We start from the raw sequence: 25,078 nt of genomic DNA, 5'->3' as shown, positions 1-25,078 counted from the left end.
CCCCCGATTGCAGTGTGTCAGTCAGTACAGCTGTCACTGATACGCCGTCATCGGGGGCAAGCCCCCTCCCACATTTGCCTGTGTTGACCACTTAAAAGGGTGCGGGGCACTCGAAGCGTAAGCGCTCGCCGCTTTGCGGATGGGTAAAGCTGAGCATGCTCGCGTGCAGGCACAGGCGCGGCCACGCAGCCAGGGCTTGTTCGTGGGCGTACAGGCCATCCCCCAACAGAGGGTGGCCGATGGATAGCATATGCACACGCAATTGGTGCGAACGCCCGGTGATCGGCGTCAGCTCAACGCGACACCAATCGCCACAACGTTCCAGCACCTTCCAGAAGGTCAGTGCATGCTTGCCGAATTCGTGGTCCACCACATGCCGGGGCTTGGTGGGTGGGTCGTAGCGCAAGGGCAGGTCGATGCTGCCGCTATCCAGTGCCGGTTGGCCCCAGGCCAGGGCGGTGTAGGCCTTTTCGGTTTCACGGTCGTGAAATTGACGGGACAGCTCGCGGTGAGTATCGGCGTCGCGGGCCAGCAGGATGATGCCCGAGGTTTCCCAGTCCAGCCGGTGGACGATGCGAGCTTCGGGGTAGCCGTTTTCCTGCAGGCGCGTGATCAGGCAGTCCTTGTTGTCATCGGCGCGGCCAGGCACCGAGAGCAGCAGGGTCGGCTTGTTCACCACCAGGACCGCGTCGTCCTGGTAGAGGATATGAATGTTGGACAACGGCATTAAACAGCCTCGTAACAAACGCCAACGGCGGCTGGGCCGTCCGCTTCCCGTAAAGGGAGCCGCACGCCCCAGCCTCCGTGGCGACCGCCCGTTCGATCAACGATCGGGCAGGGTGATATTGAGTTCCAGAATCGAGCAGCTGCCGTCATTTTCCAGGGCGACATGCACGTCATCGTTGCCGATATTGACGTACTTGCGGATCACTTCGACCAGTTCCTTCTGCAAGGCTGGCAGGTAATCCGGTGTGCTGCGTTGGCCGCGTTCGTGCGCCACGATGATCTGTAGACGCTCTTTCGCGACCGACGCGGTGCTTGGCTTTTTGTTGGCGCGAAAGAAGTCGAGAAATTTCATTGTTTAGTTGCCTCCAAAGATACGCTCGAAGAATCCCTTCTTCTTGACATCGAGGAAGCGATGTTCCACGGACTTGCCCAGCAGGCGATCGACCGCATCGCTGTACGCCTGACCGGCGTCGCTCTGGTCGTCGAGAATCACCGGAACACCCTGGTTGGAGGCTTTGAGCACCGCCTGGGATTCTGGAATGACGCCCAGCAGGGTCACGGCCAGGATTTCCTTCACGTCTTCAACGCCGAGCATTTCGCCGTTGCTGACGCGCTCAGGGTTGTAGCGGGTGAGCAGCAAGTGCTCCTTGATTGGGTCCTGGCCTTCTTCGGCACGCTTGGATTTGCTGGCCAGCAGGCCAAGCATGCGGTCCGAGTCACGTACCGAGGAGACTTCCGGGTTGGTCACGACGATGGCTTCGTCGGCGAAGTACATGGCCAGGTGCGCGCCAGTCTCGATACCCGCTGGGGAATCGCAGACCACGTATTCGAAGGTTTCCTTCAGCTCGGCGAGGACTTTGCCTACGCCTTCTTTGGTCAGGGCATCTTTGTCGCGGGTCTGGCTGGCGGCCAGTACGTACAGGTTCTCAAGGCGCTTGTCCTTGATCAGGGCCTGTTGCAGGTTGGCTTCGCCGTTGACCACGTTGACGAAGTCGTACACCACGCGGCGTTCGCAGCCCATGATCAGGTCGAGGTTACGCAAACCGACGTCGAAGTCGACGATGACTGTCTTGTGGCCGCGCAGTGCGAGGCCGGTACCGATAGCGGCGCTGGTGGTGGTCTTACCCACACCACCCTTGCCGGATGTAACCACGAGAATCTTGGCCAAGGTGTTTCACCCCTAAGGAAAAAGGACTTTTCAGCCCCTGAAAAACATCTCTTGGAACTCGCTGCAGGCGGACAGCTACTGTAGGAAAAAGCTGTGGTTTCCGCGGGGAAACGCCAGCTTTCAGTTATTCCTACACAAGTCTTGCCGGTTTCGCTGTGCTATCAGAGTCTAGAGATGCTTGGAAAATGCGGCAGTATCCGTTAAAGCCGAATGATGTTCAACACATCGCCCGACAGGTTGACCTGAACGGCGGCCCCCCACAGCGGGTCGCGGCGCAAATCTTCGGAAACCTTGTATTGGCCGGCGATGGACACCAGTTCAGCGGTCAATTGCTGGCAAAAAATTCGGGCTTTGGTGTCACCCTTGATACCGGCGAGGGCGCGTCCGCGCATCGGGCCGTATACATGGATGTTGCCATCGGCCAGAAGTTCCGCGCCGGGACTGACCGAAGAGACCACCACCAGGTCGCCGCCCTGGGCGTAAATCTGCTGCCCGCCGCGTACGGGGGTGGTAATGATCTTTGTAGGCTTTATCGTCGGCTCGGGCGGTTTTTCCGGTTTTTTCTTTACGTCGCCTTCCGTCGGATCCAACGGACGTTCGCGCGCGCCGGACGGCGGCAGTACTGGCAGTTCAATGGCGATGGCGGCGGCAATGTCTTCGATGCGGCTGGCGCGGATGGCCAGGGTGCGCAGGCCATGGGAGCGGCACACGCGCATCAGACCAGGCAGGTCGATGGCGCCCTGGCCGGCGGGCAGTTTGTCCAGAGCCAGCACCAGCGGGGCGTTGTTGAAGAAGTTCGGGGCCAGGGCGACCTTGGCGGCCAATTGGCGGTCCAGGGCGTCGAGGTCGTTGCGCGCCAGTTCCAGCACGGTGATGGCGAGCATGCTGCCTTTCAACTGGAACACGGGATCTTGGTCTAGCGGTTCGGTTTGGCTCATGGTCGGCAAAAGCGGCTTGTCACGAAAAGTGTCGAGACTTATAACGAGAACACTCACTGGCCGCAAGCCGAGTCGAACCGTTGTAGAATGCGCGGCCCTTGTCTTTACCGGAATCTGTAATGGATCGCCCGCGTTTTCGAGCTGTATTTTTTCACCCGCGATTTTGGCTGTTATGGCTGGGACTCGGCCTCCTATGGCTGGTGACCCAATTGCCGTACCGCGCCCTGCTGACCATCGGTCGGTTGTTGGGCGCGGGCATGTACCGCGTGGCCGGCGAACGCCGCCGCATCGCCGCGCGCAACTTGGAACTGTGCTTCCCGGAAAAAACCGCCAAGGAACGCAAGCGCCTGCTCAAGGAAAACTTCGCCTCCACCGGCATCGCCTTTTTTGAAATGGCCATGAGCTGGTGGTGGTCGCGTCAGCGCCTGGCGCGGCTGGCCCATGTTGAAGGCCTGGAGCATCTCAAGCAGGCACAGTTGGATGGCAAGGGCGTGATCCTGATGGCCCTGCACTTCACCACTCTGGAAATCGGCGCGGCATTGCTCGGCCAGAAGCACACCATCGACGGCATGTACCGCGAGCACGGCAACCCGTTGTTCGACTTTATCCAACGCCGCGGCCGCGAGCGTCACAACCTCGATTCCCTGGCCGTGGAGCGCGAAGACGTGCGCGGCATGCTCAAGCTGCTGCGCGCCGGCCGTGCCATCTGGTACGCACCGGATCAGGACTACGGCGCCAAGCAAAGTATTTTCGTGCCGCTGTTCGGCATCCAGGCCGCCACCGTTACCGCCACCAGCAAGTTCGCTCGCTTGGGCAAGGCGCTGGTGGTGCCGTTCACTCAGGAGCGTCTGGCCGATGGCAGTGGCTACCGCCTGGTGATTCACCCGCCGCTGACCGACTTCCCCGGCGAAAGCGACGAGGTGGACTGCCTGCGCATCAACCAGTGGGTCGAAGCCTCCGTGCGCGAATGCCCCGAGCAATACCTGTGGACCCACCGCCGCTTCAAGAGCCGGCCACCGGGTGAACCCAAGCTTTACGAAAAACGCCGTCGATAAGAACGACCTTTCCCCCAATGGAGTGATGCGATGCGCCCAGCTGAACCGGTTACAGGCTTGATTCTTTCCGGCGGCGGGGCGCGAGCGGCGTATCAGGTAGGGGTGTTGGCGGCGATTGCCGAGCTGTTGCCGCCCGGGGCGCCCAACCCGTTTCCAGTGATCGTCGGCACCTCGGCCGGGGCGATCAATGCGGTGAGCCTGGCCAGCGGCGCCATGGATTTTCGCGCGTCCATCGAGCGCCTGACCGCCTTCTGGCAGGGCTTTCGCAGCCACTTGGTGTTGCGCAGCGACTGGCCCGGCGTGGTGCGCCAGGCCGCTCGCTTCCTGATCCACAGCCTGTTGGGCCTGGGCCGCCGGGTGCCGGTGGCGCTGCTCAACAGCTCGCCGCTGCGCGATTTGCTGCAAGACAAACTGCACCTGCAAGGCATCGATGAGGCCATCCGGCAAAACCACCTGCATGCGGTGGCGATCACGGCGTTCGGCTATGAGTCCGGGCAAGCCGTGACGTTCTATCAGGGCGGGCGCGCCATCGACGCTTGGCTGCGCCACCGTCGCATTGGCGTGCCGACCCAGCTGACGGTAGAGCACTTGCTGGCTAGCTCGGCGATTCCGCTGCTGTTTGCACCGGTGAAACTCGACCAGGAATATTTCGGCGACGGTGCCGTGCGTCAATCGGCCCCCATCAGCCCGGCCCTGCACCTGGGCGCCAACCGCGTGCTGGTGGTGGGCGTCAGCGGCAACCCGCGGGGCAATGAACCGGCGGTGCAGCGCGCCTTTACCGGGCAGCAACCGACCCTGGCCCAGATCGGTGGGCATATGCTCAACAGCACCTTTATCGACAGCCTGGAAAGCGATATCGAATTGCTGGAACGCCTCAATCAGTTCAGCCATTTGCAGCCGGCCGACAGCGCGGCGCGCGGCCTGGCGCCGGTGGAAGTGCTGGTCATCGCGCCCAGCCAGCCCATCGACGAAATCGCCGCGCGGCATCGCCAGGAAATGCCGGCAGCGTTGCGTGTGTTCCTGCGCGGGCCGGGTGCGACCAAGACCAGCGGGGCAGGGGTGCTGAGCTATTTGTTGTTCGAGGCGGGGTATTGCAGCGAATTGATCGAGTTAGGCAGGAAAGATGCGCTGGCCAAGCGTGAAGAGATCACCCGATTCTTGGGTCTGTAGCCGATCTAACGGTGGGAGGGGGCAAGCCCCTCTCACACGCTGACCTGGGGCGTTCGCTCAGAAGTGGTACTTGACCAGGAAGCTCGCCGTGTCCTGAGTCGTCTTGAACGCGCCGGAATCTTCGATGCCGTACTTGTTTTTCCAGTAGTCGTATTCGAAACCGACGTACAGCTGTTTCTCGCCCCAGTTCATCGCCTTGCCCAGGTCGTATTTCACTTGCGGGTTGAAGTGCAGGTTGGCGTGGTAGGTGCCGCGGGCGTTCTTGTCGTTGTCCACCACCCAGTCCATAAAGCCGTCGATCAGGATGTTCGAGTTGCCCACCGGGATCGTGTACGACCACACCGGGGTGATCTGCCACACACCGTCGCCGGGGCGATTGCCTTCGGTCTGGCGCTGGTAGAAGTTCAACTGGAAGTAATCGAAACCGGGGATGTTCAAATCGAAGCCTGGGCCGACCAGGTATGACTCGTTGTCGCCTTCGCCAAACTCATATGTCATCGCCAGCAACACGTCTTTGATCGGGCCGAAGGACAAGTCCTGGTCGAGGATCTTACCGAACGACAAGCGCGGGCTGAACTCACCGTAGTAGGTGTTCGGGCCGACGTTGCCGTCTTCCTTGCCGTTATAAAAGATGCGGTCGAGAAAGAAGAAGTTGTCGCCGTACTTCCAGGCGTCGGCATGTTCGAACGTGACCGTTTGCTGGATCTGCGGGTTAACGGTGAAGTTCTTGCCCCACAAGTAGGTCAGGCTGTTGTTCTGCCACTGCAACAAGTCACCGGCCACGGCCTGGCCGCCGGCCAGCAGGGATCCCGCCAGCATCAGGCCTTTGAACATAGGTTTCATTCGGTTGCTCCCGAGTTAAAGTTTTTTGGTTTTTCTTCTAATGCAGGCGCTCTGATGTGGCGCCTTTGGTTCGCTGTGAATATCGTCTGATCGGTCAGCTTTTATGGGTTTAGCAAGAGCCGCGCCAACGCGTTGAAGAGCAATCGATTCGAGCGGGCGCGGAGAATACTGATAACCCTGCCTGGGCTCAAGCGCGCTGTTACAGGGCGTACAGCGCGATGATGGGGCACGCTCAGGTGTGCGCGTGCTCGGCGACCGCTCGCTCGGAACCCCCGAGGATGTTGAACAGCACATTCAGCGACAACGCGCTGAGGGTGGCCATGGCGATGCCGCTGTGGGTGATCGGGCTCATCCACAGCGGCAGTTGGGCGAAGAACTCCGGGCGCACCACGGGAATCAGGCCCATGCCGATGCTTACCGCCACCAGCAACTGGTTGCGGCGGTCGGCGATGTCGGCCTCCTGGAGAATCTTGATGCCGGTGGCCGCCACCATGCCGAACATGGCAATCGCCGCGCCGCCCAGCACCGCCGGCGGAATCGAGGCCACCAGGTAAGCGGCTTTGGGCAACAGGCTGAGCACAATCAGGAACGCGCCGGCCATGATCGTCACCGAGCGGCAGCGCACGCCGGTCATCTGCACCAGGCCGATGTTCTGGGCGAACGAGGAATGGGTGAAGGTGTTGAAGAACCCGGCCACGAACGACGCGCCGGCGTCGCACAGCAGGCCACGACGCAGCATCTTTGGCGTGACCTCGCGGTCGGTGATCTTGCCCAGCGCCAGGAACATTCCGGTGGACTCAACGAAGATGATCACCACCACCAGGCACATCGACAGAATCGGCGCCAACTCGAAGGTGGGCATGCCGAAATGCAGCGGCGTCACCACCTGCACCCACGGCGCCAGGGCCATGCCGCTAAGGTCGACCATGCCGAGGACGCCGCACAGAGCGTACCCCAGGCCCATGCCGATCAGCACCGAGATGTTGACCCAGAAACCGCGCATAAAACGGTTGATCAGCAGGATGGTGGCCAGCACCAAAGCGGCAATCGTCAGGTAGATCGGTGAGCCGAAGGTGGCCGCCGCGCTGCCGCCACCGGCCCAGTTCACGGCCACGGGGAACAGCGACAGGCCGATGGCAGTGATCACGGTGCCGGTCACCAGCGGTGGGAAAAAGCGCACGACCTTGGACATGAACGGCGCGATTAGCATGCCGAAGAACCCGGCGGCGATGGTGGCGCCGAAGATCCCCTGTAAACCGATACCGGGCATACCGGCCATGGCGACCATGCTGCCGACAGCGGCGAAACTGGCGCCCATCATCACCGGCATGCGGATGCCCAGGGGGCCGATGCCGAACGACTGCACCATGGTGGCGACGCCGGCCACCAACAGGTCGGCGTTGATCAGGAAGGCGATTTCTTCACGGCTCAGGCCGGCGGCTTGGCCAATGATCAGAGGCACGGCGACGGCGCCGCCGTACATCAACAAGACGTGTTGCAGGCCGACCAGAATCAGTTGCAAGAGGGGCAGCCGCACCATGGCGGGCGCGGCAGGAGTCTGCGGTTCTAACGGGGACATGCAACACCTCGAATCTTTTTTATTTTTGTATTGTGTGGAACGCAATCTCTAAACCACTGCAAGTCATCTGTGGGAGGGGGCTTGCCCCCGATTGCGTTGGTTCAGTCACTGATGTTTTGAATGACATACCGCTATCGGGGGCAAGCCCCCTCGCACATTTTGGAGTCGCACCAGGCTGTTAGTTGGTATGCGCCCCCTGGTTGATCCAGGTGCCGATCAGGTCGCGCTCCTGCTGGGTCATCTGAGTGATGTTGCCCAGTGGCATGATCTGGCTGGCCACGGCCTGGGCCTGGATGCGTGCCGCTTGTTGCTGGATCTGCGCCGGTGTATCGAACATCACGCCCGCCGGCGCGGTGCTGAACAACGGGCTGGTGGGCTTGGCCGAATGGCACACGGCGCAGCGTTCCTGGATCACTCCGTGGACCTTGTCGAAATCAATGGTCGCCTGGGCCGGCGCAGGTGCGGCAGCGGGTTCGGTTGCCGCAGGCGCGGCAGGTTTCAAGCCACCGCCCAATGCGGTTTCCGGCAACGGTTGGTACTCAATGGCCGCCGGCGCCTTGGCAATCGGTTCGGCCGGCTTGGGGCCGGTCACATAAGCCAGGCAGATCATCGCCAGCGCGCCAACCGGCAGGGTCCATGCGTACTTCTGGCTGTTGTGCCGGGTGTTGAAATAATGCCGCACCAACACCGCCGCCACCGCGATACCGGCCAGGATCAGCCAGTTGTAATGGCTGCCGTAGGTGCTCGGGAAGTGGTTGCTGATCATGATGAACAGCACCGGCAAGGTGAAATAGTTGTTATGACGCGAGCGCAGCAGGCCCTTGGCCGGCAGCGCCGGGTCAGGTGTACGGTTCTCGGCGATGGCCGCCACCAGCGCGCGCTGCGCCGGCATGATGATGCGGAATACGTTGCCCACCATGATGGTGCCGATCACCGCACCTACATGCAGGTAGGCGCCGCGCCCGCTGAACACTTGGCTGAAGCCATACGCGGCGGCAATCAACAGTACGAACAGGATGAAACCAAGCAGGGCAGGGCGCTTGCCCAGTGCCGAGTCGCAGAGGAAGGAGTAGATGAACCAGCCGGCGAACAGCGAGCCGATGCCCAGCAACACGCCTTGCGGACCACTGAGGCTGCTGCCCGGCGCCAGCAGGTACAAGGTCGGGTTGGAGTAGAACACCACGCACAGCAGCGCGACGCCCGACATCCAAGTGAAATAGGCTTCCCATTTGAACCAGTGCAGGTTGTCCGGCATGGTCGGCGGGGCCAGTTTGTATTTTTCCAGGTGGTAGATGCCGCCACCGTGGATCGCCCATAAGTCGCCGGCCAGGCCGTCCTTGGGGTTGACGCGGTTGAGGTTGTTTTCCAGCCAGACGAAGTAGAACGAAGCGCCGATCCAGGCGACGCCAGTGATCATGTGAACCCAGCGCACGCTCAGGTTCAGCCATTCCAACAGATGTGCTTCCACAGTCTTTACCTCTCGCCTGTCACCCTTGTTGTCGGGTGATCAGACCTTCTCTTATTGGTGGGGGGCGAGGATCAACCGCTCATCCTCTTGGAAAAAATGCTCATCGCAGTTATTGCCTGTGCCACTGCGATCAACCACCAGGAAGTCATCCCGCTTTTCGATCGTCAGCACCGGGTGGTGCCAGACGCCGCGATGGTAATTAATGCCCTGCCTGCCGTTGGTGACGAAGGCGCGGACCAAGCCCGATACAGGTACATCGCCAAGTGGCGCGACCACGATCAGAAAGGGGTTGCCGAGCAGCGGAATGAAAGCCTGGCTGCCCAGCGGGTGTCTCTCCAGCATGCACACGGTCAGCGGCATGTCCTGCGCGTCGGCGCGGAAGATGCTGATGATGGCGTGGTCTTCCGGCTTTGCGGTTTCGACCGTGGCCAATTTGTGAAAGCGCATGGTCGACCCGTTGTTGATCATGAAGTGATCGCTGCCGTCGGTTTCGATAACGTCTCCGAAAGGGGCGAAGGCTTCTTTGGTCAGGGGTTCGATCACTAGTGTGCGCATGGCTGTCTTCTTATCCGAGTTCTGTTTTGTCTGGTCTATTGCAATCGCGGGCAAGCCCGCTCCCACATTTGGAATGCATTCCCCTGTGGGAGCGGGCTTGCCCGCGATTGGGTTCACCGCTTATTTAGCGACCTTGCCGAACACCCGCAGGCGGCTTACACCACCGTCCGGGAATACGTTCAGGCGGATATGGGTAATCGGCCCCAGCGCCTTGATCTGCTCGACGAAGGTGTGTTCGGCGTGCATTTCCAGCTTCTGCGCCGGCAGCAATTCGCGCCAGAACAGCGACTGGGTTTCGATCTGGCTGTCGGTGCCGCCTTTTACGAAAGCACCTTGGATCGAGCAGGTATCCGGGTAGTTGCCCTTGAAGTGCAGGGTGTCGACGATGATCTTCTCGATCTCGCCCGGATGGCCCAGGGCGACGATCACCCAGTCATTGCCTGGCGTGCGGCGACGCGCGGTTTCCCAGCCGTCGCCCATGTTGATGCCACGGCCTGGGTTGAGGATGTTGCTCATGCGGCCGAAGTGTTCGTCGGAGCATGCCAGGGCGCGGCCGCCGTTGAGCGCCGCGGCCAGGTCGACCTGTTCGTTGTCGCCCACCGCCGACCAATCCCGGAACGGCACGCCGTACACACGCAGACGCGCCACGCCGCCATCCGGGTAGATGTTGAAACGCAGGTGGCTGAACGCCTGGTCGTTGTTGATCTCATGGTAGTGGTGGCTGTTGCCCTGCAGCTCGACGGCCGACAGCACTTCGGTCCACTGGGTATTTTCGTCCGGCTCGCCCGAGGCCAGGAAGCAGGCTTCCAGGGAAGCCGACGGCGGGTAGTTGCCGGTGAAGAATGAAGTGTCGATGTCCACGCCTTTGATCGAGCCCGGCACGCCCAAGCGGATTACCGCGCTGTCGTAACCTTCGAAGCGCTTGCGGCGCGACTCCCAGCCGTCCATCCACTTGCCGTTGTCGTCGAACACGCCCTCCTTCCACACGGCCGGGGTCGGCTGGAACAGGCGGTTGGCGTCGGCGAACCAGTCATCGGTCACGGAGATGATCTTGGTGCCCAAGCGGGCGTCGGCCAGGTTGACGAACTTTTCGAACGGTACGGGTTGCGCTTTCATTCTTCTTGTCTGCCTTAGATAGAGTGGCTGGGGATGGTGTTTAGAGGGTCAGTAAACGGAACAACGCGATCTTGTTGATCTCGTCCAGCGCGCACTTGAACTCGGCGTCCACCGAGTTGTGAATGCGCGTTTCGAACGCGGCGAGTATCTGATGCCGGTTGCTGCCTTTTACCGCCATGATGAAGGGAAACTTGAACTTGGCTTTGTAGGCTTCGTTCAGCTCGGTGAAGCGAGAAAACTCTTCGGCCGTGCATTGGTGAATACCGGCGCCGGCCTGTTCGTTAGTGCTGGCTTCGGTCAGTTGGCCCTGGACGGCGGCTTTGCCGGCCAGGTCCGGGTGAGCGTTGATCAGCGCCAGTTGACTGACGTGATCAGCGCTCAACAGGATATCGCTCATGCGCTGGTGCAGGGTTTCGATCTGATCGATCGACGCGTCCTGGCCCAGGTCGAAGGCCTTTTCGGCCACCCATGGCGAATGTTCGTAGATATCGGCAAAGGCGCGGACGAAGGCGTCACGGCTCAAGGTCGAGGGTTGTAGGGTTTGGAACGCAGTCATTTCGCCGCTCCCTTGTACGGGTGGGTGGCTTGCCAGTGACGGGCGATGTCAACGCGGCGGGTGAACCACACCTGTTCGTGGCTTTTGGCGTATTCGATAAAGCGTTTGAGCGAGGCCAGGCGCGCCGGGCGACCGATCAGGCGGCAATGCAGGCCGATGGAGAGCATTTTCGGTGCCTCGGCGCCTTCGGCGTAAAGCACGTCGAACGCATCCTTGAGGTACTCGAAGAAGTCATCGCCTTTGTTGAAGCCCTGCACCTGGGTGAAGCGCATATCGTTGGTGTCCAGGGTGTAGGGGATCACCAGGTGCGGCTTGCCGGTGGGGGTGTTGGGTTCCCAGTAGGGCAGGTCGTCGTCGTAGGTGTCGCAGTCGTAGAGAAACCCGCCTTCCTCCATCACCAGCCGCCGCGTGTTGGGGCCGGTGCGCCCGGTGTACCAGCCCAGCGGGCGTTCGCCGGTCAGTTCGGTGAGGATGCGGATGGCTTCGAGCATATGCTCGCGTTCCTGGGCCTCGTCCATGTATTGGTAGTCGATCCAGCGGTAACCGTGGCTGCAGATCTCGTGGCCGGCGGCGACCATGGCGCGGATCACGTCCGGGTGACGCTGGGCGGCCATGGCTACGGCGAAGATGGTCAGCGGGATATCGAATGCTTTGAACAACTTGAGGATGCGCCACACGCCGGCACGGCTGCCGTATTCGTACAGCGACTCCATGCTCATATTGCGTTCGCCTTGCAGCGGCTGGGCCGAGACCATTTCCGAAAGGAACGCCTCCGACTCTTTATCGCCGTGCAAGATGTTGCGTTCACCGCCTTCTTCGTAGTTGAGTACGAACGACAAGGCAATGCGCGCCTTGCCTGGCCAGTGGGGGTGAGGAGGGTTACTGCCGTAACCGATCAGGTCGCGTGGGTAGTCAGCGCTCACTGCAGTCTTCCTTCTTGTGCGTGGTAACAAGTGCGTGGCGGCCAGCGGAAAGACTGGGTGGCGTCACAGCGATGGGCTGATTGTATACAACTTACCGGTCACTTTGTAAGCCTGTATTTCCGCATTTTTTCCAAGCCATCTGCACCGTTTAACCCTGCAAGAAACTTGCCCGGTTGGTCAGTAAATGTATAGCAGTCCTTTTAAACGCAAGGTTTACCGAGGATTCACCTGCGCGAAAAGCGCTGAGGAGCGTGCTGAAAATTTTGTGGTTTTTATTGTGTACAATTTTTATCAAAAGTGTCTTAATCAGCCATCGCCGGCTTTTTCTCGCCCTGAAAAGGTGCGGCCTTTCTCACTCGACTGAACGGAGCCCCGATCCATGGGACGACTGACCACACACGTACTCGACGCGGCCCACGGCTGCCCCGGCAGCGCAATCAAGGTTGAACTGTACCGCGTCGAAGGCACGCAGCTGGAACTGGTGGCCAGCGCCGTGACCAACAGCGACGGCCGTTGCGACGCGCCATTGCTGCAAGGCGACGACTATCGCAGCGGCGTCTACCAGGTGCAGTTCAGCGCCGGTGACTACTACCGCGCCCGCGGCGTACAACTGCCGGAGCCGGCCTTTCTGGACGTGGTGGTGCTGCGCTTCGGCATCAGCGCCGAACAGGATCACTACCATGTGCCCTTACTGATTTCGCCTTACAGCTATTCCACCTACCGCGGTAGCTGAGTCGTCCCCGCGCTTCACACCCCCAAAGCTCTTCGTTGGTTTTTCGCCCGCTCACACTGCGGGCTTTTTTTTGCTCGGGCGGCGTTCAATTATCTAGCGCCTGCGCGAGCTTGGCCCTGCCTAGGCTAGGTGTTTTCCTCGACGAAGATACCGCCGTGACCTCACTCAACGACGACCCTACCGCCTTGTCTGCTGAGGCGGGCGCCCCGGCCCGCGTCGCCCACGAAGCGCGCCAGGCCCTGCGCGCCCAACTGGCCCAGCGGATCAACAGCAGCCCCCATCCCAGCCGTCTGATCAACCAGCTGGCGACGGCCGATCTGCGCTGCGCCGACGCGGCACGCCGCGTGTCAGGCCTGATTGCGCGCGCGCCCAAGGTGCTGCGAGTAATTCGCGCCGCCCTGCGCCAGGCGTTCGATCTGGACCCGGACACGTTGCTGTTCACCGAACCCTTGCCGCCGGCCACCGCGAGCAAGGTCGAGTGCTTGACCGACCGCGCCCTGCAGTTGCTCGTGCTGCCGTCGGTGCCGCTCAATATCAATCAGTTCACCGCCCTCAGCCTCAAGGACGAGCCGACGCGCCGTTTGCCGTTCACAGCGCTGGAAGCACTGCAGCGAGTTGTCGCACTCAAGTTGTTCGAGCGCCTCAACACCGCCCAGACCGAGTACTGGCAGACCCTTGCCACAGGTTCCTGGCAGACCCGCGAGGAGCGCTGGGTGGAACTCCACAGGCAACTGTTCGCCGACCGGGCGCTGGTGGCGCGGCAATTGGACGAGCTGTCCAGCGCTGGTGCGGTCATGGCCCAGGCCCTGGTGGACGCACCGACCGCCGAAGCGCGCCAACGTGCGGGGCAGCAGTGGGCCAGCGTACAGGCCTGCCAATTGATGTGGCCGGGAGTGGGGCCGCGACTGATGCCCGTCCCCGGTGCGTTGCATCTCTACCGGCAAGGCGACCCGGTGGGCATGCCCCATGTGATGTATCTGCCGGGGCTGAATCGCCCCTTTTACGAGTATCCGTCCTTCGCTCAGTTGCAGTGCGGCCTGGTCGCGCTGATCCGCAGCACGGTATTTGACGACCTGTGGCAATGCCTGCCGTTGCGACGTCGACACGAGCTGTGTCAACCCGGCATGGCGATGACAGCGGCTCGCGGCTCGGCGCTGCATGGCGATGCCTTGGCTCTCAGCGCGCTGTCGATTCGCGACGGGCAATGGGAAAACGAGTTGGCCTGTGCCGTGTCGATAAACCTTGCGCAGGTGTTTTCCGCTGCGCGGCGGCCGGCTGTGACCGATAAGGCGCGGTTTCTCGCCCAGATCGAGCGGGGTCGGCGTCACAGCATCGGCAAGTCGCGCCTGGGGCCAATCCGCCGCGAGCTGTTGGACTGGGACCAGCAGCGTCGCCGTCAGGAAATCAATTTCGCCAGCACGGCGCCGGGCCTGGCGTTGAACACCGTGCAGCAGCAGGTCAAGCGTTATGAGAAGGGCCTGACTGCGCTGCTGGACCCCCACGACCCCGGCCAGGACACCCCGGCCTGGCAGGAATCAGTCACGCTGGAAAACCAACTCAACAGTCACGCTAACGGCCTGCGCACGCTGCTGCACGATGCTCAATTGAAACTGTTCGACGTGGCGTTCTGGGCCGCGCGCGCCGACGGTACGGCCCGGCGGGTGGCATGCTTTATCGCTGTCTGGCGCGAGCTGCTGCGTGACGAGGTTCAGTTGCAGCACCGGCTGCGCTTGCTGCGCACCCCCCATCGCGACTTGCTGCTTGAGGTGCTGGACGCTCCGCTGACCCGTCAGCGTGAGGGCAGCCAAGCCCGGGTGTTGTCGGTGCGAGTGGGCGGCGAGCCGCTGCATAGTCTGTTTGTGGTGACCGAGGCGGCGGCCCTCGACGATCCGCAGCGACGTGCGCCGGTGCTGTTGTGCGCTTTCGGACAGGAGGGTGGGGTGGCGAGCTTTGCTCGTCTCGACGCGCTGACCGAGGGGGTCAAGGCCAGTTTTGCCAGCCGTGACGCCTCACTGATGTGGCAGTACGTCGATCGTCAGCACCGTGGTGCGGTGCGCGCAGCGGTGGCCGGGCAGACTCTGGCGGTGAGCTATGCCCCCATCGACGGCAACCCGCTGCTGTTCGCGCTCAAGCAACTGCTCAAGGGCTATATGCGCGTGTACCGAGGGATCGGGCGCAATCCCCCGGTATTCAGTGAAGTCAGCGATGTGCACTTGAGCGGTCTGTTGCTGGCCCATGAGCTGGCGCAGCAGCTCACGGCTCCGGCCAGCGACGCGCGGGTTCGGGCGCGGGCCCATGTTGATGTGGTGCGCCAGGCGACGGGCGCGCAGCCCACACTGCCGGCGTGGATGAAAGAGGCGTCGGCCGCGCAGCTCGACCGATTCAGACGCCTGCAAGGCCACTACCTGAGCAGCACTTTTGCCCTGCAGGCACGTCTCGAACAACGTCTGCCGGATTTGCCCAGCTTCGCCCGTCGCGTGTTGATTGCTCGTTTACGCGAGGACGGCCTCTATCCGTCGGTGGACATCGACACGCCGTTTATCGAAATGCCTGACCAGGTCGACGGTCGTTTCTGTAGTGCAGATGCCACCTGCAGTGTGGGCGATCGTAAGGAAATCCTCACTCCCAGCACCGGGCGTACCCAGTTCAATTTGCTGCAACTGGCGCTGCATAACCTCGACCCCCAGATGCTGCCCACCTGGTGGCGCTTTAGATTTGCGCAGTACCTGAAGCCCGAATGGAAGGGGCTGCTGAGTCCGTCCTACCTGATCGCCATGGTCTCCTGGCTGGATATCGGCGGTCAGTATGAGGCGCTGATCAATGGAGTGTTTTACCCGCGCGACGAGGCGCCACGGCGCTTGACTGAGGGACGCGTGCCCACCTTGCTCAGGCGCGCGCTGGTCACAGGCGCCGACGCGCACCTGTATTCGGCGACTCAACAGGGGCTGACGCCCAGCGCTCAGCGCCTGTTCAGCCTGGCCATGGCGGCGCGCACGCCGAACGACTTGCGCCAGCAGGGCTATCACCTGCAACTGTATGTGGTGCATCTGGTGGGTCACACGTTGCAGCACGATCGCTACATTGCCGGCATCGTGGTGATTCACGACCTGCTGTCCCAAGCCTGCGTGGTTTACTGGCCCGCTGCGCCGGATGGCAATGCCATCAGTGAGCACAGCAGCCTGCAACTGGCGCGGGAATATCTGAATCGCATTGGCGCAGTACCGCCTAATACCAAAGCCTTGGCGCGGCACATCGCACCCGGCTGGGCATTCGAAGCCATCGCGCACACGCCTGACGAAGCCTGCGCGCAGCCGCCGCAGTTCCAGGCGGTGTATCTGTTGCCGGGGTACGTCATGTTGCAAGGGCTCTGGCGCGGCGCCGAGTTTGTGCGCTCGTTCAGTGTCAAGCATCAGGAGCCGACGGCGCTGGCCGCGGAAGCCGAAGCGCAGACCCTTGAGCAGATCTCCAGCGATCCCTTGAACTGGTTGGCATTGGTGCCCACCTCCCAGTGCGATGCCCAGGCCCTGTTGTACCAGGCGCGGGTCCTTGAACTGCATCGTCAGGCCCAGGCCGGCAGCCACTCCGGTAAAACCCTGGAAAAGTACCGCACCCAACGCTTGCAAGCGGAAAAAGACCGCCGCGACCGGGCACTGCTGTCGCTTTTCGTGCCCTGGTTCGGCGTGGTGAACCAGCTCTACGAGGTGTTGTTGGCGGCACGGCGTTATCACCATAGCGGTGACCCACGGGATGCGGTGGATGTGGCATTTGGCGCGGTATTCCTGCTGGTGGATCTGATACTGAGCGTTATGCCTGGGCCAAAAGCGCGCAAGGGCGTACCGCTGCGTTCGATGGGGATGGGGCTGAACCGCCTGCATCGCACCACGCTCGTCGAGGTTGGCCGGGTGCCTCGGCTGGGCCGGTCGGCTTCTCCCGCTGGTCAGCTCAAACTGCTGGAGCGATTCAAGAAACCGGGCGTGCCAGCCGACGCCGTGCCGCTCAGTGGGCCCGGCGAAAAAGGCCTGTACGTCAAACACGATGAGCCATTCATGGTGGTAGGCGAGGACCGTTACCCGGTTTACCGACGCGGCGACGAGCAGTTTCTGCGTCTGAAAAACCAGGACGCGCCGGGCCAAGATGAACTGATCCTGACGATTCACGCGCCCGGTGAATGGCTGCTGGGCGCGGACGCTCCGGTGGCCGGGCCCAGCTCCGGAGTGCTCAGTCCGTGGCGGTCTGACACGCCGGTCGCCTGGTCGCCACCTGCGCGCGGCGCCACCGAAACCGCCGTGCGTCAATCGCCGGGCCCCCAGGTGGCGTGGCGCGATTGGCATGCCAATATCGTTGCGCAGTTGCCGGAAGCGCCGTCCGGGCATGGGGTGTTTCTGGTGCCGATGCAGCCTGAAGTCGCGTTGCCTCATCCGCCGTTCAGGTCGGTTTCTTCTTCGCCGTCGTTGCAGGAGCGCAACTACTACGTAGTCAGGATCGACGGCCACTACTACCGGTTGCTGCCCCAGGGCAGCAACGCGCCCCTCGACCAGATTATTTTCCTGACGAAAGACAACCCACTGTTCTCTCGGGCTGTCGACGATATCGAGCGTTGGCTCAACAGCCAGCTCCACGAGCAACCGATTCCGGCGACCCTGAACGCCGAAAAGCGTTGGCAACTGCATCGCCCGTTGTTCGACCGCCCGCTGGAGCAATCCGTGGCCCAGGTGTTTCCCGGCATGACCCTGGCCAGCCGACGTTTCGCCGGCCAGCGCTTGATTGAACTGGCGGACACCGGCCGCACGGCGTCGGCCACGCACCTGTTGAACGTGCGCGCAACCCTGGACGGCTGGATTGCGGCCGGGGGCCAGACCGACGACCTGTTCAAACTCCTGCGCCCGGCCGAACCCTCGGGCAAACAAGCCTTTTTCATCGGGTTCGAAGGCAAGGCGCCTGGATTCTCGCGCGTGGATTTCCAGCCGCCTACGCCCTTGGCGGCGTCACTCAAGGCGCCTGTTTCCGCGTCGCTCGGTGCGTTGCAGAAGAAGCAGGCAAAGGATGTGCTCTTGCGTGAGCGAGGGCAGGCGCAGCAGGCCACAATCAGACAAGTGTTGGAGGCACAAGGCTTTGTGCTCAGGTCGATGAAGAAAACCCATGGCGGGCGGGAGCATTTCGTGTGGGTGTGTACCCATGAGCGCTCCGACAACGTGTATTACCTGTCGACCCAATGGCTTGAATCAGGCAGCGTTGCAGCCGTTCCCAGGTTGTCGAAGGAATCGGTCGCCAAACAGCTGACCCTTCATCCGACGTCAGAGGTGCATCGTCTGGTCAACGATGCAATGGGCAGCGAGCGCTTGGTGACGATGGTGGGGGGCGTTCAGTGGCCGGTCAAAGGCAACCTTCCCCCCACCGTGTATTTCATCAAGCCTCAGCTTACTAGCCCTTGAGCAGGGAGACCGCGCCGGCACCGCCAAACAGCCCGGCGCTGAAGCGGTTGAACCAGCTCTGGCCCTTGCCGGTGCGCAGGTAGCGCGCCGCGCCATGGGCGCCGAGGCCGTAGGCCAGCTTGCAGAGCAAGTCGAGTACGGTCCAGGTGGCGATCATGATCAGCAATTGCGGCAGGAACGCCTGCTGGCTGCTAAGAAACTGCGGCAGGAAGGCGGCGAAAAACAGGATGTCCTTGGGGTTGCTGGCGCCCAGCACAAAGGCTCGCCCGAACAACGCGCGAAAACGCGGCACCGGCACCGCGTCCGGCACCACCGCGCCTTGGGACGGCAGGCGCGATTGCTGCCAGCTTTGCCAGGCCAGGTAGAACAGGTACAGCGCGCCGACGATTTTCAACGCGCTGAACAATTGCTCGGACGCCAGCAACAGCGCCCCCAGACCCAGCGCCGAGGCACTGAGCAGGCAGATCGAGGCGAACACCCCGCCCAGAAACGCCGGATACGAGCGGCGCAGGCCGTAGTTGAGGCTGTTGCTGATCATCAGCAGTGACAGCGGGCCCGGAATCAGGATCACGATCAAGGCAGCGCCGCTGAACAGCAGCCAGGTTTCCACGCTCATTACATTCCTCCCTTCATGCAAAAGCCCCACCCGAAGGTGAGGCGGTTATCGCCGTTTGCCTGGGTTACAGGAAAACGAATTTGGCGATGAAAATTGCGCACAGCACCCACAGGCTGATGGATATTTCACGGTATTTGCCGGTGCCGGCCTTGAGTGCCACATACGTGATAAAGCCCAGGGCGATACCGTCGGCCACAGAAAACGTCAGCGGCATCATGATCGCCGTGACAATCGCCGGAATGCTGTCGGTGGCTTCGTCCCAGTTGATATGGGCCATGCTCGCCATCATCAGCATCGCGACATAGATCAGCGCGCCGGCGGTGGCGTAGGCCGGAATCATGCCGGCCAGTGGCGCAAAAAACATCGCCGCCACAAACAGCACGCCCACGGTCACGGCGGTCAATCCGGTGCGCCCACCGGCGGCCACGCCGGCAGCGCTTTCCACATAACTGGTCACCGGCGGCACACCGACCATGGCCCCAAACACGCTGGAGGCGCTGTCGGCCTTGAGGGCGCGGGACAGGTTATCGATCTTGCCGTCGGCATTCACCAGCCCGGCCCGTTGCGCGACGCCCATCAAGGTGCCGGCGGTGTCGAACATGTGCACAAACAGAAAGGCGAACACCACGCTGATCATGCTGACGTTGAACACGCCTTTGACGTCCATCGCCATCCAGGTCGGCGCCAGGCTCGGTGGGGTGGATAGGATGCCGTTGTAATGCACCAGGCCCAGGCCCCAACCGGCCAGGGTCACGGCAATGATGCTGATCAGAATCGCGCCGAACACGCGGTGGTAGCTGAGGATCGCAATCAGCAAAAAGCACACCGCCGCCAGCAGGGGTGCCGGCTCGTGCAGCGACCCGAGCTTGATCAGGGTGGCCGGGCTGTCGACGATGATGCCGGCGGTTTTCAGGCCGATCACCCCAAGAAACAGACCGACACCGGCGCCCATGGCATGCCGCAGGCTGACCGGGATGCTGTTGAGCAGCCACTCGCGGATGCGCGACAGCGTCAGCAGCATAAACAGCACCCCGGAGATAAACACCGCACCCAGGGCGGTCTCCCAGTGGTAGCCCATGGTGCCGACCACGGTGTAGGTGAAAAACGCATTCAAACCCATGCCCGGCGCCAGGCCCACCGGCCAGTTGGCGTACAGGCCCATCAGCAGGCAACCGAGGGCGGCGGCGATGCAGGTGGCGACAAAGGCCGCACCGTGATCGATGCCGGCATCGGCCATGATGTTGGGGTTGACGAAGATGATGTAGGCCATGGTGATAAAGGTGGTGAGGCCGGCGATCAGCTCGGTCTTCACTGTGGTGCCATGCATGCGCAGTTTGAACAGACGTTCCAGCCAACCGCCTTGGGAGGCGGGTGACAGGTCCAGCGTAGGGGCTTCGGATTTGCGGCTATCCACAGCGAGTACTCCTCAAGCATTTTATTGTTATGGCCAGCGCAGGGCGCTGTGAGGTTACTGGCGGGTTTTGTTGACTAATAGGTCAGGAACTCGCACGAAGCGAATTATGCTTTTGTATACAAAGAAAGCAAATAATGTTTTCCATTTTGTGTGCGAAAGGGATGAAAGGCAAACCTCTAGTTTTTCGCGCTCAGCGCCATATTCACCGCCAGCCAGCCTTTCACCGCCTCTTCACCGGCTTCGCTGAAGGCGCGCTGCAGCAACTTCACCTGCTCGCGGCGCAGTGATTGTTCGAACCGCCGACCTTCTTCGCTGAGCTCCAGCAAGCGTTTGCGCTTATCAGTCTGCGACGCCACGCTGCTCACCAAGTGCATTTCCTGCAATTGGCGCAACGGCATGTTCAGCGCCTGCTTGCTCACCCCCAGCAATGCCAGCAACTGCGTCACGCTCAGGGCCGGGTAGCGGGCGATAAAAAACACAATGCGCTGATGTACCCGGCTCAGGCCGCGACGTTCGAGCATTTCATCGGCCTTGGCGGTGAACGCCTGGTAGCCGAAGAAAAACGCTTCCATGGCTTGCTGCTGGCTGTTTGGGTTTTTAAGGTCAAGCATGTTGACGTATCCAGGTGAGCTGTCGTAATTTCGGTCAACCAGTTTGACGTATTTCCCACAGTCTTCGCCAGCGGTGACCTTATGGCCTTCTCCGAACGTGTTACGCGCCTTAAAAGCTCCTTGATCCGTGAAATCCTCGCCGCGGCGCAGCGCCCGGAAGTGATGTCGTTCGCCGGCGGGCTGCCGGCCGAAAGCATGCTGCCGGCGTTGAACTGGGATGACATGCCATTGAACATCGGCCAATACGGCATGAGCGAAGGCGAGCCGCAGTTGCGGGAATTGCTGGCGGCCGAAGCGCGCGCCCTGGGCGTGCCGTGCCAGGCCAGCCAGGTGCTGGTGGTCAGCGGGTCCCAGCAGACCCTGGACCTGGCGGCCAAGCTGTATATCGATCAAGGCACGCCCATCCTGCTCGAAGGCCCGACCTACCTGGCCGCGTTGCAGATCTTCCAGCTGTTCGGCGCCGATTGCCTCACTGTGCCCCTGGAGGACGACGGCCCCGACCTGGCCGCGTTGCGCGCCAAGCTTGAGCGTCATCGCCCGGCGTTCATCTACTTGATCCCCACCTTCCAGAACCCGTCGGCGGTGCGCTATAGCGAGGCCAAGCGCGACGCTGTCGCCACGTTGCTCGACGAATTCGGCGTGACCCTGATCGAAGACGAACCCTACCGCGAACTGACCTTCGACGGCGCCAGCGCGCGGCCCATCGTCAGCCGCCTGCACAAGGCCAGTTGGATCTACACCGGCACCGTGTCCAAAACCCTGCTGCCGGGCCTGCGCGTCGGTTACCTGATTGCCAGCCCCGACCTGTTCCCGCACCTGCTCAAGCTTAAGCAATCGGCGGATCTGCACACCAATCGCGTGGGCCAGTGGCAGGCGATGCAGTGGATCGGCACGCCAAATTATCAGCAGCACTTGGCTGAACTGCGCCGTTTTTACCGCGAGCGCCGCGATGGGTTTCAGGCCGCGCTGGAACGGCATTTCAGCGAACTCGCCGACTGGCAGGTGCCCCAGGGCGGATTATTCTTCTGGCTGACCTTGAAACAGCCGCTCGATACCCGCACTTTGTTGGCGCCCGCGCTCGCTCAGAACGTCGCCTTTATGCCCGGCGAACCGTTCTTTTCCGAGCCGGACCAGCACCTGGGCTCACTGCGGCTCAATTTCAGCCATATCGACCCGTCCCGCCTGGACGAAGGTCTGATGCGTCTGGCCACCGTGATCCGTCAAGCACAGCACGCGCAAGCGGCATAAGGGGAACCCCATGTACAAGGTTTATGGCGATTACCGCTCGGGCAACTGCTACAAGGTCAAACTGATGCTCAACCTGCTGGGCATCCCGTATGAATGGGTGAATGTCGACATCCTCAACGGCGACACCCAGACCGCCGAATTCCTGGCCAAGAACCCCAACGGCAAAATCCCGGTGCTGGAACTGGAAGACGGCACCTGCCTGTGGGAATCCAACGCGATCCTCAACTTCCTCGCCGACGGCAGTGAGTTTCTGCCCACCGAGCCGCGCTTGCGCACCCAGGTGCTGCAATGGCAGTTCTTCGAGCAGTACAGCCACGAGCCTTACATCGCCGTGGCGCGGTTTATCCAGTACTACCTGAACATGCCGGAAGATCGCTTGGAGGAATACAAAACCACCCATAAGGGCGGCTACAAGGCGCTGCGGGTGATGGAGCGCCAACTGCAAGCCACGCCATATCTGGTGGGCGAGCAGTATTCGATTGCCGATATCGCGCTGTATGCCTACACCCATGTGGCCCACGAAGGCGGCTTCGATCTGGCGCCGTACCCGGCGGTGCAGGCCTGGCTGGCACGGGTGGCCAGTCATCCCAAGCATGTGGCGATGCTGGACTGATCACTCCATTCAGTTCGATGAGGTGTCGGATAACTCATCGCTCAGCAGGTCGAAACAGCGCTGCGCCGCCGGGCTCAGCGTTGTCCCGCTGCGACTGATCAGGCCGATCTCCCGGCTTACCCCGGGATGATCGATGGCGATCCGCTGTAACCCCTCCAAACTATCCGCCGCCGATTCCGGCAACACACTGATCCCCAATCCCTGACGCACCAAGGCCAGCACCGTCGACATGTAGTTAGCCTCCATGCCGGCCGTCATGCTCAGCCGCGTCTGGTCGAACAGCGCGTCCACCTGCTCGCGCACACTGCTGTCGCGGCCGGTGAGGATGATCGGCTGGTCCGCCAGTTGCTCCAGGGACAAGCGTGGCAAAGCCGCGAAGGGATGATCCAGCGGCACAAACGCACACAGGCGGTCATTGAGCACCGGTACGAAATCCAGCCCATGGCTTAATCGCGCCCGCACGCCGATGCCAAAGTCCACGTCGCCGGCGCGCACCTGGGCATGAATGCGATGGGCCACCACGTCGTGCAGGCGCACATCGATCCCGGCAAAGCGCTCGCGGAACAGACGCAGCGCCGGGGGCAGGCTACCGGCGCACACCGAGGGCAGGGCGGCAATGGTGACCACGCCCCGGCGCAACGCGGCGAGGTCGCGCGAGCCGGCGACGATGTTATCCAGGTCCAGCAGCAGTTTTTCCATCGGGCCGCGAGCTTCCTGCCCGGCGGGGGTGAGGCTGACGTGGCGCGGGCTGCGGTCGAGCAGGGCGATGCCCAGCCACTCTTCCAATTGCTGCACTTGCACGGTGAGCGCCGACGGCGAGAGGTTCAGTTCGCTGGCGGCCTTGGTAAAGCTGCCGGTGCGCGCGACGGTGAGAAACGCTTGGATATGCTGGATCGAATTTTTCATCGTTTTGTTTTTCCGAACATGCCGGGCTGAATATTCCAATTTACAAAGACTACCGCGCTTCCAATACTCCGTGGAAAACAATAACCGGCCACCAAAGGCCGTTCTGGAGTCCCCATGCTCGCTACCCTGGGTGTCATTACCATCCTGTGCCTGCTCATTGCCGTCATGAGCAAACGCCTCTCGCCACTCGTGGCTTTAATCGCTTTGCCGATCATCGCCGCGCTGCTCGGCGGGTTCGGCCTGCAAACCAGTGCCTTTATCATCACCGGAATCAAGAACGTCGCGCCTGTTGTGGGGATGTTTGTGTTTGCCATCCTGTTTTTCGGGATCATGACCGACGCAGGCATGCTCGACCCCATCATTGACCGCATCCTGCGCACGGTGGGCACGCGCCCTACACGGATTGTCGTCGGCACCGCGACCCTCGCGCTGCTGGTGCACCTGGACGGCTCCGGTGCGGTGACCTTCCTGGTGACGGTGCCGGCGATGTTGCCGCTCTATACGCGGCTGGGCATCGACAAACGCATCCTCGCGTGTGTGTGCGCCATGGCCGCCGGGGTCAACTTTTTGCCGTGGACCGGCCCGGTACTGCGCTCTTCGGCCGCGCTGCATGTGCCGGTGGCGGACTTGTTCCAACCGCTGATTCCCGTGCAGATCGTGGGGCTGATCTTTGTGTTCGCCTGCGCCTGGTGGCTGGGCCGGCGCGAAGAAAAACGTCTGGGCCTGGGCGCCGGTTCGACGGTAGACGCCGTGCCGCAACGCGTACTCAGCGAGGACGACCTCAAGCTGCGGCGCCCACGGCTGTTCTGGCTCAACCTGATCCTGACCGTGCTGGTGATGGTGGTGATGATTGCCGGTTGGGTCGACCCGGTGGTGATGTTCATGCTCGGCACCGTCGTGGCGCTGTGCATCAATTACCCGAACGTGGACGCCCAGCGTGCGCGCATCGACGCCCATGCGAAAACCGCCTTGACCATGGCCAGTATCCTGCTCGCCGCCGGGGTGTTCACCGGCATCATGCAGGGCACCGGCATGCTCAAGGCCATCGCCGAAGTGGCGGTGGCGCAGATTCCGGCGGGCCACGGCAAGCTGATCCCGGCGGTGGTGGGCTTCATATCCATGCCCCTGAGCATGCTGTTCGACCCCGATTCCTACTATTTCGGCGTGATGCCGGTGATCGCCGAAGTCGGCAAGGCCCTCGGCGTAGACCCCCTGCAAGTGGCCCAGGCCTCGCTGTTGGGCGTGCACACCACCGGTTTCCCGGTTAGCCCGCTGACCCCGGCGACCTTCCTGTTGGTGGGCCTGTGCAAGATCGAACTGGCCGATCACCAGCGCTTCACTATTCCGTTTCTGTTTGCCGCGTCAGTGTTGATGACCCTGACCGCGTTGCTTTTGGGAGTGATCTGAC

Annotated in this window: 22 protein-coding genes; 7 read left to right on the top strand and 15 right to left on the bottom strand. The window is 62.0% G+C overall.

Features of this window, described 5'->3' with window-relative positions:
• Window positions 1–91: 91 nt before the first annotated feature.
• The 4 genes from FIV35_RS07435 to minC form a co-directional block, all read right to left on the bottom strand.
• A complete protein-coding gene (locus FIV35_RS07435; protein ID WP_034099399.1) occupies window positions 92–727 on the bottom strand; it encodes an RluA family pseudouridine synthase in 636 nt (211 codons plus the stop codon).
• Window positions 728–823: 96 nt separating this feature from the next.
• Window positions 824–1,078 carry a cell division topological specificity factor MinE gene (gene minE / locus FIV35_RS07430; RefSeq protein WP_003175252.1) on the bottom strand — a complete coding sequence of 85 codons (255 nt, stop codon included), beginning with the start codon at window positions 1,076–1,078 and terminating at the stop codon, window positions 824–826.
• Between the two features lie 3 nt (window positions 1,079–1,081).
• The gene (minD, locus tag FIV35_RS07425; protein ID WP_034099397.1) at window positions 1,082–1,894 is read right to left on the bottom strand and encodes a septum site-determining protein MinD; all 813 of its coding nucleotides are present in this window, start codon (window positions 1,892–1,894) and stop codon (window positions 1,082–1,084) included.
• A 200-nt stretch (window positions 1,895–2,094) separates the two neighbouring features.
• A complete protein-coding gene (gene minC / locus FIV35_RS07420; RefSeq protein ID WP_034099395.1) occupies window positions 2,095–2,832 on the bottom strand; it encodes a septum site-determining protein MinC in 738 nt (245 codons plus the stop codon).
• 119 nt (window positions 2,833–2,951) lie between these two features.
• Here minC and FIV35_RS07415 point away from each other — a divergent pair, with 119 nt between their 5' ends.
• Both FIV35_RS07415 and FIV35_RS07410 read left to right on the top strand, forming a co-directional pair.
• Window positions 2,952–3,887 (top strand): lipid A biosynthesis lauroyl acyltransferase, encoded by a 936-nt coding sequence (locus tag FIV35_RS07415; RefSeq protein WP_034138803.1) that lies wholly within the window; start codon window positions 2,952–2,954, stop codon window positions 3,885–3,887.
• 30 nt (window positions 3,888–3,917) lie between these two features.
• Window positions 3,918–5,057 carry a patatin-like phospholipase family protein gene (locus tag FIV35_RS07410; RefSeq protein WP_034114686.1) on the top strand — a complete coding sequence of 380 codons (1,140 nt, stop codon included), beginning with the start codon at window positions 3,918–3,920 and terminating at the stop codon, window positions 5,055–5,057.
• 57 nt (window positions 5,058–5,114) lie between these two features.
• On the opposite strand, the gene FIV35_RS07405 is transcribed toward FIV35_RS07410, so the two are convergent.
• The 7 genes from FIV35_RS07405 to puuE all read right to left on the bottom strand — a co-directional run bounded on the left by FIV35_RS07405 (window position 5,115) and on the right by puuE (window position 12,097).
• Window positions 5,115–5,900 (bottom strand): outer membrane protein OmpK, encoded by a 786-nt coding sequence (locus FIV35_RS07405; protein ID WP_034099390.1) that lies wholly within the window; start codon window positions 5,898–5,900, stop codon window positions 5,115–5,117.
• 232 nt (window positions 5,901–6,132) lie between these two features.
• Window positions 6,133–7,479 (bottom strand): nucleobase:cation symporter-2 family protein, encoded by a 1,347-nt coding sequence (locus FIV35_RS07400; RefSeq protein ID WP_034138802.1) that lies wholly within the window; start codon window positions 7,477–7,479, stop codon window positions 6,133–6,135.
• Window positions 7,480–7,657: 178 nt separating this feature from the next.
• Window positions 7,658–8,947 (bottom strand): urate hydroxylase PuuD, encoded by a 1,290-nt coding sequence (locus tag FIV35_RS07395; protein WP_034099386.1) that lies wholly within the window; start codon window positions 8,945–8,947, stop codon window positions 7,658–7,660.
• 51 nt (window positions 8,948–8,998) lie between these two features.
• Window positions 8,999–9,502, bottom strand: coding sequence for an ureidoglycolate lyase (locus FIV35_RS07390; RefSeq protein ID WP_034099384.1), 504 nt, complete (start codon window positions 9,500–9,502; stop codon window positions 8,999–9,001).
• A gap of 120 nt (window positions 9,503–9,622) precedes the next feature.
• Window positions 9,623–10,618, bottom strand: a complete 996-nt coding sequence (alc, locus tag FIV35_RS07385) for an allantoicase (protein WP_034138801.1) — start codon at window positions 10,616–10,618, stop codon at window positions 9,623–9,625.
• A gap of 40 nt (window positions 10,619–10,658) precedes the next feature.
• A complete protein-coding gene (gene uraD, locus FIV35_RS07380; protein WP_034138800.1) occupies window positions 10,659–11,174 on the bottom strand; it encodes a 2-oxo-4-hydroxy-4-carboxy-5-ureidoimidazoline decarboxylase in 516 nt (171 codons plus the stop codon).
• Complete coding sequence (gene puuE / locus FIV35_RS07375; protein WP_034099379.1) at window positions 11,171–12,097, bottom strand: allantoinase PuuE; 927 nt, start codon at window positions 12,095–12,097, stop codon at window positions 11,171–11,173. The genes uraD and puuE overlap by 4 nt, the downstream gene beginning before the upstream one ends.
• A gap of 379 nt (window positions 12,098–12,476) precedes the next feature.
• Here puuE and uraH point away from each other — a divergent pair, with 379 nt between their 5' ends.
• Window positions 12,477–12,830, top strand: a complete 354-nt coding sequence (gene uraH, locus FIV35_RS07370; RefSeq protein ID WP_034099376.1) for a hydroxyisourate hydrolase — start codon at window positions 12,477–12,479, stop codon at window positions 12,828–12,830.
• Window positions 12,831–12,985: 155 nt separating this feature from the next.
• The gene (locus FIV35_RS07365; RefSeq protein WP_231980908.1) at window positions 12,986–18,262 is read left to right on the top strand and encodes a dermonecrotic toxin domain-containing protein; all 5,277 of its coding nucleotides are present in this window, start codon (window positions 12,986–12,988) and stop codon (window positions 18,260–18,262) included.
• Here FIV35_RS07365 and FIV35_RS07360 read toward each other — a convergent pair.
• The 3 genes from FIV35_RS07360 to FIV35_RS07350 all read right to left on the bottom strand — a co-directional run bounded on the left by FIV35_RS07360 (window position 18,252) and on the right by FIV35_RS07350 (window position 20,903).
• Window positions 18,252–18,878, bottom strand: coding sequence for a LysE family translocator (locus FIV35_RS07360; RefSeq protein ID WP_034138799.1), 627 nt, complete (start codon window positions 18,876–18,878; stop codon window positions 18,252–18,254). The two genes, FIV35_RS07365 and FIV35_RS07360, sit on opposite strands and share 11 nt — an antisense overlap.
• 64 nt (window positions 18,879–18,942) lie before the next feature.
• A complete protein-coding gene (locus FIV35_RS07355) occupies window positions 18,943–20,205 on the bottom strand; it encodes an NCS2 family permease (protein WP_371263967.1) in 1,263 nt (420 codons plus the stop codon).
• 263 nt (window positions 20,206–20,468) lie between these two features.
• The gene (locus FIV35_RS07350; RefSeq protein ID WP_034099367.1) at window positions 20,469–20,903 is read right to left on the bottom strand and encodes a MarR family winged helix-turn-helix transcriptional regulator; all 435 of its coding nucleotides are present in this window, start codon (window positions 20,901–20,903) and stop codon (window positions 20,469–20,471) included.
• A gap of 81 nt (window positions 20,904–20,984) precedes the next feature.
• Between FIV35_RS07350 and FIV35_RS07345 the strand changes: the two genes are divergently transcribed.
• Window positions 20,985–22,151: an aminotransferase-like domain-containing protein gene (locus FIV35_RS07345; RefSeq protein WP_034138798.1), complete on the top strand. Its 1,167-nt coding sequence runs from the start codon at window positions 20,985–20,987 to the stop codon at window positions 22,149–22,151.
• 10 nt (window positions 22,152–22,161) lie between these two features.
• The gene (locus FIV35_RS07340) at window positions 22,162–22,764 is read left to right on the top strand and encodes a glutathione S-transferase family protein (protein ID WP_034099363.1); all 603 of its coding nucleotides are present in this window, start codon (window positions 22,162–22,164) and stop codon (window positions 22,762–22,764) included.
• Between the two features lie 9 nt (window positions 22,765–22,773).
• Here FIV35_RS07340 and FIV35_RS07335 read toward each other — a convergent pair whose 3' ends face one another.
• Window positions 22,774–23,670: a LysR family transcriptional regulator gene (locus FIV35_RS07335; RefSeq protein WP_034138797.1), complete on the bottom strand. Its 897-nt coding sequence runs from the start codon at window positions 23,668–23,670 to the stop codon at window positions 22,774–22,776.
• Between the two features lie 114 nt (window positions 23,671–23,784).
• Here FIV35_RS07335 and FIV35_RS07330 point away from each other — a divergent pair, with 114 nt between their 5' ends.
• Window positions 23,785–25,077 (top strand): CitMHS family transporter, encoded by a 1,293-nt coding sequence (locus tag FIV35_RS07330; protein ID WP_034099360.1) that lies wholly within the window; start codon window positions 23,785–23,787, stop codon window positions 25,075–25,077.
• Window position 25,078 lies beyond the last annotated feature (1 nt).

Origin of the sequence: Pseudomonas rhodesiae (genome assembly GCF_007858255.1) — a bacterium.
Taxonomy (GTDB): Bacteria; Pseudomonadota; Gammaproteobacteria; order Pseudomonadales; family Pseudomonadaceae; genus Aquipseudomonas; species Aquipseudomonas rhodesiae.
This window is presented reverse-complemented; position numbering and strand designations above follow the sequence as displayed.

Coding starts and splice junctions, on each gene's coding strand:
- FIV35_RS07360 (WP_034138799.1), bottom strand. CDS start 18,878: ATGAGCGTGGAAACCTGGCTGCTGTTCAGCGGCGCTGCCTTGATCGTG.
- FIV35_RS07330 (WP_034099360.1), top strand. CDS start 23,785: ATGCTCGCTACCCTGGGTGTCATTACCATCCTGTGCCTGCTCATTGCC.
- uraH (WP_034099376.1), top strand. CDS start 12,477: ATGGGACGACTGACCACACACGTACTCGACGCGGCCCACGGCTGCCCC.
- FIV35_RS07435 (WP_034099399.1), bottom strand. CDS start 727: ATGCCGTTGTCCAACATTCATATCCTCTACCAGGACGACGCGGTCCTG.
- uraD (WP_034138800.1), bottom strand. CDS start 11,174: ATGACTGCGTTCCAAACCCTACAACCCTCGACCTTGAGCCGTGACGCC.
- minC (WP_034099395.1), bottom strand. CDS start 2,832: ATGAGCCAAACCGAACCGCTAGACCAAGATCCCGTGTTCCAGTTGAAA.
- FIV35_RS07340 (WP_034099363.1), top strand. CDS start 22,162: ATGTACAAGGTTTATGGCGATTACCGCTCGGGCAACTGCTACAAGGTC.
- alc (WP_034138801.1), bottom strand. CDS start 10,618: ATGAAAGCGCAACCCGTACCGTTCGAAAAGTTCGTCAACCTGGCCGAC.
- FIV35_RS07355 (WP_371263967.1), bottom strand. CDS start 20,205: ATGCATGGCACCACAGTGAAGACCGAGCTGATCGCCGGCCTCACCACC.
- FIV35_RS07390 (WP_034099384.1), bottom strand. CDS start 9,502: ATGCGCACACTAGTGATCGAACCCCTGACCAAAGAAGCCTTCGCCCCT.
- FIV35_RS07410 (WP_034114686.1), top strand. CDS start 3,918: ATGCGCCCAGCTGAACCGGTTACAGGCTTGATTCTTTCCGGCGGCGGG.
- FIV35_RS07415 (WP_034138803.1), top strand. CDS start 2,952: ATGGATCGCCCGCGTTTTCGAGCTGTATTTTTTCACCCGCGATTTTGG.
- FIV35_RS07405 (WP_034099390.1), bottom strand. CDS start 5,900: ATGAAACCTATGTTCAAAGGCCTGATGCTGGCGGGATCCCTGCTGGCC.
- FIV35_RS07345 (WP_034138798.1), top strand. CDS start 20,985: ATGGCCTTCTCCGAACGTGTTACGCGCCTTAAAAGCTCCTTGATCCGT.
- FIV35_RS07335 (WP_034138797.1), bottom strand. CDS start 23,670: ATGAAAAATTCGATCCAGCATATCCAAGCGTTTCTCACCGTCGCGCGC.
- FIV35_RS07400 (WP_034138802.1), bottom strand. CDS start 7,479: ATGTCCCCGTTAGAACCGCAGACTCCTGCCGCGCCCGCCATGGTGCGG.
- FIV35_RS07350 (WP_034099367.1), bottom strand. CDS start 20,903: ATGCTTGACCTTAAAAACCCAAACAGCCAGCAGCAAGCCATGGAAGCG.
- minE (WP_003175252.1), bottom strand. CDS start 1,078: ATGAAATTTCTCGACTTCTTTCGCGCCAACAAAAAGCCAAGCACCGCG.